Annotated in this window: 10 protein-coding genes; all 10 read left to right on the forward strand. The window is 55.6% G+C overall.

The features are described 5' to 3' along the window. Nucleotides 1-13: 13 nt before the first annotated feature. The 10 genes from APT89_RS02975 to APT89_RS03020 all read left to right on the forward strand — a co-directional run bounded on the left by APT89_RS02975 (nt 14) and on the right by APT89_RS03020 (nt 12201). On the forward strand, nt 14-1252 hold the full coding sequence (locus APT89_RS02975; RefSeq protein WP_028013493.1) for a DotU family type VI secretion system protein: 1239 nt from the start codon (nt 14-16) through the stop codon (nt 1250-1252). 2 nt (nt 1253-1254) lie between these two features. After that, nucleotides 1255-4875 carry a type VI secretion system membrane subunit TssM gene (gene tssM / locus APT89_RS02980; protein ID WP_060571725.1) on the forward strand — a complete coding sequence of 1207 codons (3621 nt, stop codon included), beginning with the start codon at nt 1255-1257 and terminating at the stop codon, nt 4873-4875. A gap of 16 nt (nt 4876-4891) precedes the next feature. Then, nucleotides 4892-5608, forward strand: coding sequence for a type VI secretion system-associated protein TagF (gene tagF / locus APT89_RS02985; RefSeq protein WP_008502646.1), 717 nt, complete (start codon nt 4892-4894; stop codon nt 5606-5608). A gap of 11 nt (nt 5609-5619) precedes the next feature. Continuing rightward, a complete protein-coding gene (tssA, locus tag APT89_RS02990) occupies nt 5620-6636 on the forward strand; it encodes a type VI secretion system protein TssA (protein WP_041909535.1) in 1017 nt (338 codons plus the stop codon). A gap of 75 nt (nt 6637-6711) precedes the next feature. After that, nucleotides 6712-7236 (forward strand): type VI secretion system contractile sheath small subunit, encoded by a 525-nt coding sequence (tssB, locus tag APT89_RS02995; RefSeq protein WP_022648413.1) that lies wholly within the window; start codon nt 6712-6714, stop codon nt 7234-7236. 3 nt (nt 7237-7239) lie between these two features. Next, nucleotides 7240-8739 (forward strand): type VI secretion system contractile sheath large subunit, encoded by a 1500-nt coding sequence (tssC, locus tag APT89_RS03000; protein ID WP_006810956.1) that lies wholly within the window; start codon nt 7240-7242, stop codon nt 8737-8739. 338 nt (nt 8740-9077) lie between these two features. After that, nucleotides 9078-9500 carry a T6SS amidase immunity protein Tai4 family protein gene (locus APT89_RS03005; protein ID WP_041909537.1) on the forward strand — a complete coding sequence of 141 codons (423 nt, stop codon included), beginning with the start codon at nt 9078-9080 and terminating at the stop codon, nt 9498-9500. A gap of 177 nt (nt 9501-9677) precedes the next feature. Continuing rightward, nucleotides 9678-10160 (forward strand): Hcp family type VI secretion system effector, encoded by a 483-nt coding sequence (locus APT89_RS03010; RefSeq protein WP_008502640.1) that lies wholly within the window; start codon nt 9678-9680, stop codon nt 10158-10160. A gap of 641 nt (nt 10161-10801) precedes the next feature. After that, nucleotides 10802-11791: a hypothetical protein gene (locus tag APT89_RS03015; RefSeq protein WP_041909539.1), complete on the forward strand. Its 990-nt coding sequence runs from the start codon at nt 10802-10804 to the stop codon at nt 11789-11791. Further along, complete coding sequence (locus APT89_RS03020; protein ID WP_041909541.1) at nt 11785-12201, forward strand: hypothetical protein; 417 nt, start codon at nt 11785-11787, stop codon at nt 12199-12201. The genes APT89_RS03015 and APT89_RS03020 overlap by 7 nt, the downstream gene beginning before the upstream one ends. The last annotated feature ends 9 nt before the right edge of the window (nt 12202-12210 follow it).

The raw sequence follows: 12210 nt of genomic DNA on the forward strand, positions 1-12210 counted from the left end.
GCGAGCGCTTAATATGCAGGAACGACAGGATAGCGGCAGTGATGCCGCGTTTACCGGAGCCAGTAGCAACAATCAGCTGGTGGCGGCCGCCAATCCGCTGCTCAACGCGATTCCGCAGATCCGTCATTCGGTATCACATGACGATCAGGTGGCGTTACGCCAGCGCCTGATCGATGAGATTCGCCGTTTTGAAGTCCGCTGTCAGCAGGCGGGGCTGCCCTACGAAGTGATCGTCGGGGCGCGCTACTGCCTGTGTACGGCGCTGGACGAGGCCGCCGCGCTGACTCCCTGGGGCAGCAGCGGCGTCTGGTCCAGCAATGGCCTGCTGGTGACGTTCCATAACGAAACCTGGGGCGGCGAAAAGTTCTTCCAGCTGCTGGCGCGCCTGTCGCAGAACCCGCGCGAGCATATCCTGCTGCTGGAGATGATCAACTACTGCCTGCTGCTCGGCTTCGAGGGGCGCTATCGGGTGCTGGACAATGGCCGCACCCAGCTTGAAACCATCAAGCAGCGGCTGTGGCAGATGATCCGCGGCGTGCGCGGCAGCTATCCGCCGCCGCTTTCTCCTCATCCGGAAGATCGTCCGGTGCTGCGCAAGCTCTGGCGGCCGATGGTTCCCCTGTGGGCCTGCGTGGCGCTGGCCGGGTTTATCGCCTGCCTGTTTTACATCGTGCTTAACTGGCGCCTTGGCGACAACACCAACCCGGTGCTGGCGAAGATTTATCAGTCCCAACTGCCGGAAACCACCATCCAGCAGCCAGCGCGTCAGCTGCCCGCAGTGCTTAACCTGCGCGGCTTCCTGAAGCCTGAAATTGAGGCGGGCCTGGTGGCGGTAAAAGACCAGGCAGATCGCAGCGTCGTGATCCTGAAGGGCGACGGGCTGTTTGCCTCCGCCTCGACCGTCGTGCGCGACCGCTATGAACCGGTCATCAACCGCATTGCGCAGGCGATGAACAACGTCAGCGGCAAAATTCTGGTGGTGGGCTACAGCGATAACGTGCCGATCCGCAGCGCGCGCTTTGCCTCTAACTACGAGCTCTCACTGGAACGCGCGCGCTCCGTACAGAAAATGCTGCAGGGAAGCCTCTCTCAGCCTGGCCGCGTGAAGGCGGAAGGGCGGGGCGAGATTAACCCGGTGGCGCCGAACACGACGCCGGAAAACCGCGCCCGTAACCGCCGTGTGGAAATTACTCTGCTGGTGTCGCCTGAAAACACCCAGGCCGAGCTGAACGGATTGCCGCAAGGAAACTAAGGATGCTGACTACACTTCTTTCCATTCTGACCAACCGCATTCTGTGGAGCTTCCTCGGCGTAACGGCGCTGGCGGCGGTGATCTGGATGATTGGCCCTCTGCTGTCCATCGTGGACACCCGACCGCTCGAATCCGAACAGAACCGCATCATCAGTATCGCCGTGGTCTACCTGCTTTGGGCGCAGGGCCATATTCTGCCGCGCCTTTATAACGCCTGGCTGAACCGCAAGCTGATGGACAAGCTCAACGAGAACACCACCAGCCCGGAGGCGGCGGAGCCGCAGCAGCGCCTGAACAACGAGGAGCAGATCCTCGCCAGCCGTTTTGATGAAGCCGCGCAGATGCTTAAAAAAGCGCACTTCAGCAAAGCGGGCCAGGGCGCTCAGTGGACCCAGCGCTTCAGCACGCAATATCTCTATCAGCTGCCGTGGTACGTCATTATCGGCGCGCCGGGCTCCGGTAAAACCACGGCACTGGTGAACTCCGGGCTGCAGTTCCCGCTGGCCGACCGTTTTGGTAAGACCGCGCTGCGCGGTATTGGCGGCACGCGCAACTGCGACTGGTGGTTCACCAACGAGGCCGTGCTGCTGGACACCGCGGGTCGCTATACCACCCAGGAGAGCGAGCAGGCGCAGGATGCCGGTGAGTGGCTGCAGTTCATGGGGCTACTGCGCAAGTACCGTCGCCGCCAGCCGATCAACGGCGTCATCGTCACGATCAGCATTTCGGACCTGCTGACCCAGTCTGCCGAGGCGTCCCGCCAGCAGGCGGTGAACCTGCGCCAGCGCCTGTCCGAGCTGCATGAACAGCTGGGTATCCGCTTCCCGGTGTACGTGATGGTGACCAAGGCCGACCTTCTCAAAGGCTTCCGCGCCTGGTTTGCCGACTACGATAAAGCGCAGCGCGACCAGATCTGGGGCTTCACGCTGCCGTGGGAGCAGACCAAACACGCCGATTACGACCTGATGGGCAACTTCCAGCAGGAATTTTCTCTGTTACAGCAGCGTCTTGATGCCGGGCTGCCGGAAACCATGCTCAAAGAGCATGACGCGAAAACCCGCGCCGAAGCGTATCTCTTCCCGCAGGAGTTCGCCGCGCTGCGTCCGCTGCTGGCGGACTACCTGAGCACGGTCTTTGCGCGCTCTAACTTCGAAACTGAGTTCTCCCCGCGCGGGATCTACTTCGCCAGCGGGACGCAGGAAGGCATGCCGTTTGACCGCGTAATGGGCGAACTGAACCGCGCGCTCTCCCTGCCGGAAGGGGCAGAGCGAGATAACTGGGATTCGGTCAGTAAAGAAGCCCCAATCCCGGGCGCGAAGGGCCAGAGTTTCTTCATCAAGAACCTGCTGCAAAACGTTATTTTCCAGGAAGCCGGGATCGCCGGGGAAAACCGCTGGTGGGAACTGCGCAACCGGGCGGTGATCTGGTCCGGCTACGCGGCGCTGCTGGCCCTGCTGGCGATCCTCGGCGGGCTGTGGCTCACCAGCTATGCTAAAAACAAGGCCTATCTGGAAGAGGTGGATGCGAAGGTGCCGCTGCTGGACCAGCAGAGCAAAGCGTTGCAGAACCAGCCGCAGCGTGACCTGTTCGATCTGCTGCCATTGCTGAATGGCCTGGTGGACCTGCCGAAAAGCGACGCGTTTGATGTCAACGATCCGCCAGTCTCCCGCCGCATGGGGCTTTACCGTGGGGATGACGTCAGCGATGCTTCGCAGTCCCTGTACCAGAAGGCGCTGGATCAGCTGCTGTTGCCCGCCGTTGCTATGCACATCACCACCTGGCTGCGCAACGATAACGGCAGCGACGTGGAGTACAGCTACGAGGCGCTGAAAGCCTATCAGATGCTCTATCAGCCGAAGCACTACGACGGCAAATTCCTGCACTCCTGGGTGATGCTCAACCTGCAGCGCAACCTGCCGCAAAACGTCACGAAGGCGCAGCTGCAGCAGCTCGAATGGCATCTCACCCAGCTGCTGGAGCCGAAAATTCAGGCCTCGCCGTACGCGCAGGACGAATCCTTGGTGGCGCGTGAAAGAGCGCTGATCAACCAGCAGCCGCTTTCAACCCGCGTCTACGGTCGCCTGAAGCGCCTGCTGGAACATGACGACAACCTCAAACCGGTCTCCCTTTCCGACCTGGGCGGGCCACAGAGCGAACTGGTGTTTTCCCGCAAAAGCGGTAAGCCGGTGAGCGAAGGGGTGCCGGGTCTTTATACGCCGGACGGTTACTGGAAAAGCTTTAACAGCCAGATTGACAGCGTAACGACCGCTCTGCATGAAGACGACGCCTGGGTGCTGGGGGCCGCCACGGCGCAGGAAGATAAACAGCAGATCGATAACGCCGTACGCCAGCTCTACATGCGCGACTTTATCGCGAACTGGGATCGCTTTCTCGCCGACATCCAGCTTAACAACAGCGCCGATCTCTCCCAGCGCATCAACACTGCGCGCCTGCTCTCTGGCGCAAACTCGCCCCTGCGCCGTCTGGTGCAGAACCTGAGCCAGGTGCTGACGCTCTCCCGGGATACCCCGGCACCGGAAGATGCCGGTAAAGCGCAGGCGCAGAGCAACCGCGCCACCCGCACGCTGGAAGCGCTGTTCAGCAATAATGACAATGCCCCGACGCAGGCCGCCGCGATTACTCAGGCGCCGGAGCAGCTGGTGACGGACCACTACGCGCCGATGATTGAGCTGGCCCAGCCGCTGGAGAAGGGTGGCAAGACCATCGTCTTTGATGATTTTCTTAAGCAGGTGGACGAGCTTTATCGTTACCTAACCGCCGTGCAGGACGCCGCCAACAGCGGTATGCCGGCTCCGGGCGGCGAGGCGATCAGCCGTCTGCAGGCCAGCGCCGGTCGACTGCCGGGCGGATTGCAAACCATGTTCAGCAACATGGCGGTGGGGGCCAGCAGCGATACCCAGCGCCGCGATCTGGAAAACGTGCGTAAGCGGATCAACGTTGAAGTCGGCGGTTTCTGCCGTCAGGCGATCGCCGGTCGCTACCCGCTGGTGCGCAGCGCCAGCACTGAGGTCACTCCGGACGATCTCGCCCGCATGTTCGCGCCGGGCACCGGACTGATGGATACCTTCTTTCGCGACAACCTGACCAGCAAAGTGGATACGACGCAGGCAAACTGGCGCTTTATGCCGGGTATCGACGGTAAAACCCTGCCGGGCAGCGAAGGGCTGCTGAGGCCGTTCCAGCAGGCCCAGTCGATTCGCGACGCCTTCTTTGCGAACGGCGCAACCACGCCATCTTTCAAGGTGACGGTTCGCACCGTGCGAATGGATAACACCATTCTGAACCTGACGCTGGATGTCGACGGTCAGCTGCTGCGCTATAGCCACGGTCCGCAGGCGGTACAAATCATGAACTGGCCGGGGCCGGGCGGCACCAACCAGGTCCGTATGCAGCTGGGTCTGGCTAACGGCAGCACCGCGACGCTTGTGACCAACGGCTCCTGGGCGCTCAACCGCTTTTTTGACAAAGCGAGCACCAGCCCGGGCGCGGGAAGCCTGAGCCGTCAGGCCACCTTCAGCGTCGACGGACATCAGGTCACGCTGGAGTTTGCGCCGAACAGCATCCGCAACCCGTTCCAGCTTCCCCGTTTTTCATGCCCATAACCGCAAGGACAGCCGTATGACGAATACCCCTGCGATGAACCGCTACAGCTGGTATGGCAAATTACCCAGCGCCGGAGATTTTTTGCAGCGTCGCTTTCCTGACACCTTACAGCGCCAGTGGTCGCACTGGTTCCAGGTCGGTCTGCTGGCCTGGCAGCAGGAAGAGCAGCGCAGCGGCGAGCGCCCGTTTCAGAAAGCGCCAGTCTGGAATTTTGTGGTGCCGCCCATGCTGGGCAGCCAGATGATCCAGATGGGCTGCCTGCTGCCCGGCCGCGACAGCGTTGGCCGACAGTACCCGGTCTGCATTCAGCTGAGCTTCGCCCCGTCAGAGTGGTCGACCAGCCTGCTCAGCCAGGCGGAGAGCTGGTATCAGCAAATTGGTCGTCTGGGGCTGCACGCGGTGCGTAACAGCTTTTCCGCCTCGCAGCTGGATGAGATGCTGATGTCCATTCCGGCGCCGCAGCCCGTCGAGCCGCAGAAGCGCTCTGACATCCTCGACGTCATTGGCTACGACGAGGACGGCCAAAGCACGCTGGGCTGGCCGCAGGCGGCAGAGTGTTTTGACCCGCTGCGTCAGACCAGCTACTGGTGGACCAACCGCTGCGACGGGTACCCGCTGTACACCCACGTTCACAGCGGCAACTTCACCGGGCAGCTTTTTACCCTGCTGTTCGACCCGGCAGGGGGCGCCCGCCCGGGGCGTCACGGTCTCTATCCGCCTATGTTTGAATAAGCAGGGATCACATGAATATCGAAGAATTTCTCGCGCCGATAAGCGCCGACAAGCCCTGCGGCGACAATCTGGAATATGACGCTGACTTTCAGGCGATGAACCAGGCCAGTCAGGGCAAAGCGGAACAGCAGTTTGGCGACACCATCATCCCGGCAGAGCCTGCGGACTGGAACACGGTAGAAAAATTCGCTACCAGCCTGCTGAGCCGCACCAAAGATCTTCGCGTGATGCTGGCGTTAACCCACGCCTGGACCCGCCGTCGCGGTCTTGCAGGCTACGCGGACGGGCTGTTGCTGGTGCAGGAGGCGATCGCGCGCTACTGGGAGCCGCTCTATCCGCTGCTGGAAGAGTATGGCGAAACCGACCCGTTCTATCGCATTAACGCTCTGGCAGGGCTGAGCGATAAATCCGAGCTCACCGTCGCGGTACGTAACGCCTCGCTGCTGCGTTCAAACGGCGATGAAATTTCGCTGCGTGACGCCCAGGCGCTGCTGGACGGCAGTAAAACCGAGTGTCCGGACTATCCCGGCGGTCGCCCGAGGCTGATTGACGAACTGGCCCGCGGCGACCAGCCGGGGACCGCAGCGGTCATTGTGATTAACGAACGGCTGCTGGCCATCCGCGAGCTGCTCACCGGGCATCTCGGTGAAAGCGGCGTACCGGAAATGGAACAGCTGCTGAAAACCGTGGGGCTGGTCGCCAGCGCGTGTCAGGTGACCGACATCAGTAAGCTGCTGCCGAACCGTGAAGCGCAGGCTGAACAGCACGCTGAGCCGCAGCCTGCGGCAGCGCAGCCCGTTCAGCCGGTCACCGACTGGCGCAGCGTGCAGGTTACCAGCCGCGCCGACGCGCAGCTAATGCTGGAAAAAGCGAAGCAGTATTTCGCGCAGTACGAACCGAGCCACCCCGCGCCGCTGATGATTGAACGGGTGCAGCGGCTGTCAGAACTTAACTTTATGGACATTATTCGCGACCTGGCGCCAGACGGCGTTAACCAACTGGAAAACATCTTTGGACGCCGCGAATGACGCGTCCTGGCATTATGACGACAGGCATGGAGTCTGCCGTTTCACCTTCACCGCGCATCTTTGATGGAGAACATCATGGCAATGAGTAACAGTGGACAGAAATTCATCGCACGCAACCGTGCTCCCCGCGTGCAGATCGAATACGACGTAGAGATCTACGGTGCAGAACGCAAAATTCAGCTGCCGTTTGTGATGGGCGTTATGGCCGATCTGGTTGGCAAGCCGGTGGAAAACCTGCCAGCCGTCGACGAGCGTAAATTCCTGGAAATCGACATCGATAACTTCGATGAACGCATGAAGGCGCTGAAGCCGCGCGTGGCGTTCCAGGTAGATAACACCCTGACCGGCGAAGGTAAGCTCAACGTCGATCTGACCTTCGACAGCATGGACGACTTCCTGCCGGACGCGGTGGCCCGCAAGGTTGAGCCGCTGAACAAGCTGCTGGAGGCGCGCACGCAGCTCTCTAACCTGCTGACCTACATGGACGGCAAAAACGGTGCGGAAGAGCTGATCGCAAAAATCCTTCAGGATCCGACGCTGCTCAAATCCCTGAGCCAGATGCCAAAAAATGACGAAAGCGCGAAAGGTAGCGAGGAATAATCGATGAGCAACCAGACTCAACAACACGATCAGCAGGCGGGTCAGGCGTTCAGCCAGGATGAGTTCAGCGCGCTGCTGAACAAAGAGTTCCGCCCGAAAACCGATCAGGCGCGTTCCGCCGTGGAGAGTGCGGTCAAGACTCTGGCGCAGCAGGCGCTGGAAAATACCGTTACCTTCTCGAACGACACCTACCGCACCATTCAGAACCTGATTGCCGGTATCGACGAGCAGCTCTCGCAGCAGGTGAACCAGATCATTCACCACGAAGAGTTTCAGAAGCTGGAGAGCGCCTGGCGCGGCCTGAGCTACCTGGTCAACAATACCGAAACTGACGAGATGCTGAAGATCCGCTTTATGAGTATCTCCAAGCAGGAGCTGGGCCGCACCCTGAAGCGCTACAAGGGCGTGGGCTGGGACCAGAGCCCGATCTTCAAGAAAATCTACGAGCAGGAGTACGGTCAGTTCGGCGGCGAGCCGTTTGGCTGCATCGTCGGCGACTATTACTTCGACCACAGCCCGCAGGACGTTGAGCTGCTGGGGGAAATGGCGCGCATTGGCTCTGCGGCGCACTGTCCGTTCATCACCGGCACCGCGCCGGGCGTGATGCAGATGGAGTCCTGGCAGGAGCTGGCCAACCCGCGCGATCTGACCAAGATCTTCCAGAACACCGAATACGCCGCCTGGCGTTCCCTGCGTGAATCCGAAGACGCCCGCTATCTGGGGCTGGTGATGCCGCGCTTCCTGTCGCGCCTGCCGTACGGCATTCGCACCAACCCGGTGGACAGCTTCGATTTTGAAGAGCAGACCGACGGCGCAAACCACAACAGCTACTCGTGGGCGAACGCGGCCTATGCGATGGCCGCCAACATCAACCGCTCCTTTAAAGAGTACGGCTGGTGCACCTCTATTCGCGGCGTGGAGTCCGGCGGGGCGGTGGAAAACCTGCCGTGCCACACTTTCCCGAGTGATGACGGCGGCGTGGACATGAAGTGCCCGACCGAGATCGCCATCAGCGACCGTCGCGAAGCCGAGCTGGCGAAAAACGGGTTTATGCCGCTGGTTCACCGTAAAAACTCCGACTTTGCTGCCTTCATCGGCGCACAGTCTCTGCAAAAACCGGCCGAGTACCACGACCCGGATGCCACCGCCAACGCGCGCCTGGCCTCCCGTCTGCCGTATCTGTTTGCCTGCTGCCGCTTTGCCCACTACCTGAAGTGCATCGTGCGCGACAAAATCGGCTCCTTCCGCGAGCGCGAAGAGATGGAGCGCTGGCTGAACGACTGGGTGATGAACTACGTCGACGGTGACCCGGCGAACTCCTCTCAGGAGACCAAGTCCCGCAAACCGCTGGCGGCTGCGGAAGTGCAGGTGCAGGAGATTGAGGACAACCCGGGCTACTATGCCGCGAAGTTCTTCCTGCGTCCGCACTACCAGCTGGAAGGTCTGACCGTTTCTCTGCGTCTGGTTTCTAAACTGCCGTCTCTGAAGACGAAAGACGCGTGATGACGATTGCCGGCCCGCAGGGGCCGGCAGCTTTACTGTTAATTCGAGATAGCTAATGAATTTACCTTTAAAAACGATAACAAGAAAATTCATCAGCTATTTAATCAGTTATACATTGCTCATTATTTCATTCATGCTATTTGTGACAGTATCTGGCTACTATTTGTTTATATTTAACTGGACGGACGATGTCCGGCAAATCGTAATGCATGGAACCTTATGTACTGGAGTTAATGCATTAGCGATAGGTATATACGTTGTTGCAGAGAAGCGGAAAGAGAAATGTTAGTTCCTCATGCTGGTCAGTGTGTTACTGAGTATATAGAAAAGGATATCAGATGAAATATTTGGGTTATCTCCTCGTGTTTTTGACTTCTTATGTAAATGCCGGAAATAGCTATCCTGATTTTTATCATCAGCAAACATACCGGCAGGTTTTAAAAGATTTAGTTCTGGCGCGCTGCCTTGCGCAGGTGGCAGATAAAGGCAGTAAGTTTTCTGCTGATGCGGCTCGCAGTGCGAGTGCATTCATTGAATGGATTCCTTTTGATGCCGAAAATGGCACGGATAAAGTGAATGTCATCATTGGGAAATATATAAATCAAATTAACGGGTTTCATTCAGAGCGAAAACCCGATGTCAAAGGCGTAACCTTAAACTGTTTACGACTTTATCACAGCGACGAACTTAACGAACTTGCACCTCAGTTAATCATCGGAAATCCTGACCGCACCTGGTTACAGGATAATCCACAAGAGTAAAAGACTTCACATTCTTTCCTTTCATTCAGGGGGAATGTAAGACTGTCAAATGACATGGGTCGTTTGATATGAGGCAGAGGTAAAATATGGACGGTTTTATTCAGCCCCATGCTTTCCTGTTTGCCATATAAGTGCTTTTTCGAAAGCAATATTGTTCATCCACGAAGAGTAGATATTATGGCTATTGATATGTTTCTGAAGGTCGAGGGTGTTACGGGCGAATCTAAAGATTCTAACCACACCGGCTGGACTGATATTACCTCCTTCTCCTGGGGCGCTTCCCAGCCAGGTAATATGAGCGTTGGCGGTGGCGGCGGTGCCGGTAAAGTCAACTTTAACGACCTGCACGTTAACGCGCTGATCGACAAATCCACCACCGCTATCCTGAAACACTGCGCCAGCGGTAAACACCTTACCAAAGTTGAGCTGTCCGTATGTAAAGCGGGTGGCCAGCAGGTGGAATATTCCCGCATTACGCTGGAAGATGTGCTGGTGACTTCCGTTCAGTACACTGGTGCAGACAATGGCGATACCGTTGGTGTGACCTACGCATTCCAGGCTGCGAAAGTGAAGCAGCAGTACTGGGAGCAGACCACCTCTGGTGGCAAAGGTGCTGAAAGCAGCGCTGGCTGGAACATCAAAGAGAACAAAGAAGCGTAATTGCGCAGGTGACCGGGGAGTTTTCCCCGGTCATTACGATTGGTTCACTACTCGGTGTATAATAGCGATGGAAAGAGCGATAACTGTTATATCCATTGTATTATCATGTAGCGCGTGCATATCCCATCCTGCTCAGTTTAAAAGTTTAAAAGTTTAAAAGTTTAAAAGTTTAAAAGTTTAAAAGTTTAAAAGTTTAACTGTTAAGCTGGAAAAAAATGTCCCCTGTTTTTGGATTTTTGGAAGACACGAGGCCAGGTGAAACTGTTTTAGTTTACGAACCTTCAATATCTCGACAGGTAGGTAATGAATGGGAAGCTATATATTCCCCACAAATTTTTCATTCCGGCCGCATTCTAAAGTCTGAGGATTGTCTTTGCTGGGATAAAGTTGACTGGCAGCCAGGAAAGTATGATGTGGTATTAAAGTTGAGAAATCATAATGCCGCTCTTCGGTACGCGACTCGCTTTGTGCTCAGTGCGAATGCTAAAGGTGAACTATCGCTGACTAAAATAGAATAGAAGAGTTTCCAAATGTTGGCTTTTTTAGAAAAACGTCAACATTTGGGTGCTGCTTAACTTCATTTTTATTTAAATGTTTGTGCTTATTTGTAAGCGTTTCGGTGAAAATCAGAGGGAATTAATATGACTGGTCAATCATTAGTTAATCCGGGATATTGCATTGTTCAGCAACCCGGAACTCTGGATTTCCAGGCAAGGCTCTTATTCAACAATCCAAATAGTGATGCTGCACGTTATTTCATGCGGGTTAATAGTGATATGCAGTGGTCAAAACCTGGGCAGATGTTGATTCTTGATGCGCCGGGAAGTAATAATGCTGTGCAACTTAAGCAATTACAGCTTGCAAAAAATAAAGTCAACGGTGCTCTGGCCGAACTTAACTCTGGAGAAGCGAATTTTTTTAATCACCATTTTAGTACCATAGCCGCAGTCACTAATTTTATGGATAAGTCCCTTGGAGTTGTTGCTGACGCAGGTGAAAAATATTTCAGTGAAATAGAAAAAAAACTTAAATCCATTGAGTTGGCATACCAGAATCAGTTCAGGGCACAAGGGACATTGATAAGCCAGCAGTTTTTTGTTGAGCGTCAGCGCCTCTTTTCTGAGTTGGATGGTTTATTAAATAAATTGTCCAGGCTGACGTTAAAGATGAAACCTTATAACGAACTGAAGCATGCATTAGGGTTGTCAAGCAGATCAATTGTACATGAATGGAGCACAGCGGGTGTCGCTTCTATTCGTGGTTATTCAACTTATGTCGATAATGCCTCTAAAGCCGCTCGTTTTCTTAAAGCCGGGGGATGGCTTGCAATAGGTTTTGCCGGTGCAAATACAACCAATGAAGTTTACAATGCATGCACCACGGGACGAGAGCAAAGTTGTACTAAAGTCGCTGTAAAAAAATACAGCAGCTTTGGTGCAAGTCTTGCAGGAGGGATTTACGGTGGCAAATACGGGGCCATGGCAGGTGCCGGTGTATGCGTTGCGCTTGGTGTCGCGACGGGTGGTGTAGGTTTGCTCGCCTGTTCCATTGTCGGGGCGGCTGCAGGTGGATACGTTGGTGGCGAGATAGCGGGCGGAGCGACTGAGTATATGATGGATAAAATATGGTGAATATTGAAAATTTACTATTATTCCTTATCGTGGCTTTATTGCTGATTGTGATAGTTATGGATCTATTCAGTTCTCGTTACTTCAAAAAACACGAGGCTGATTATAATCAGTTACTTTCTGAGTACCGGCGAAAAGGATATGACCTGGATCTTGTTACCGACTACGCTTCTTTTTTTGGTTCGTTGGCAAATTATCAAAAAATAATCTGGTTTGTTCGCCTTTATAAAGGCGTTAAAATGAAATTTACGCGTGAACGGCTTGTTCAGGAAGATGCTTATAAATATGTACAGTCGTTACCTGAAGAAAAAATTGGCTGGATACTAAAGTTACATCGCCGTTATAAGTTACAGGCGTTAATATTCACTCTATGGCTCATTGTTGGATTATATTTTATCATCTTCATTAAATAGTTTTTGATA

Origin of the sequence: Enterobacter sp. 50588862 (assembly GCF_001462935.1) — a bacterium.
Lineage (GTDB): Bacteria > Pseudomonadota > Gammaproteobacteria > Enterobacterales > Enterobacteriaceae > Enterobacter > Enterobacter bugandensis.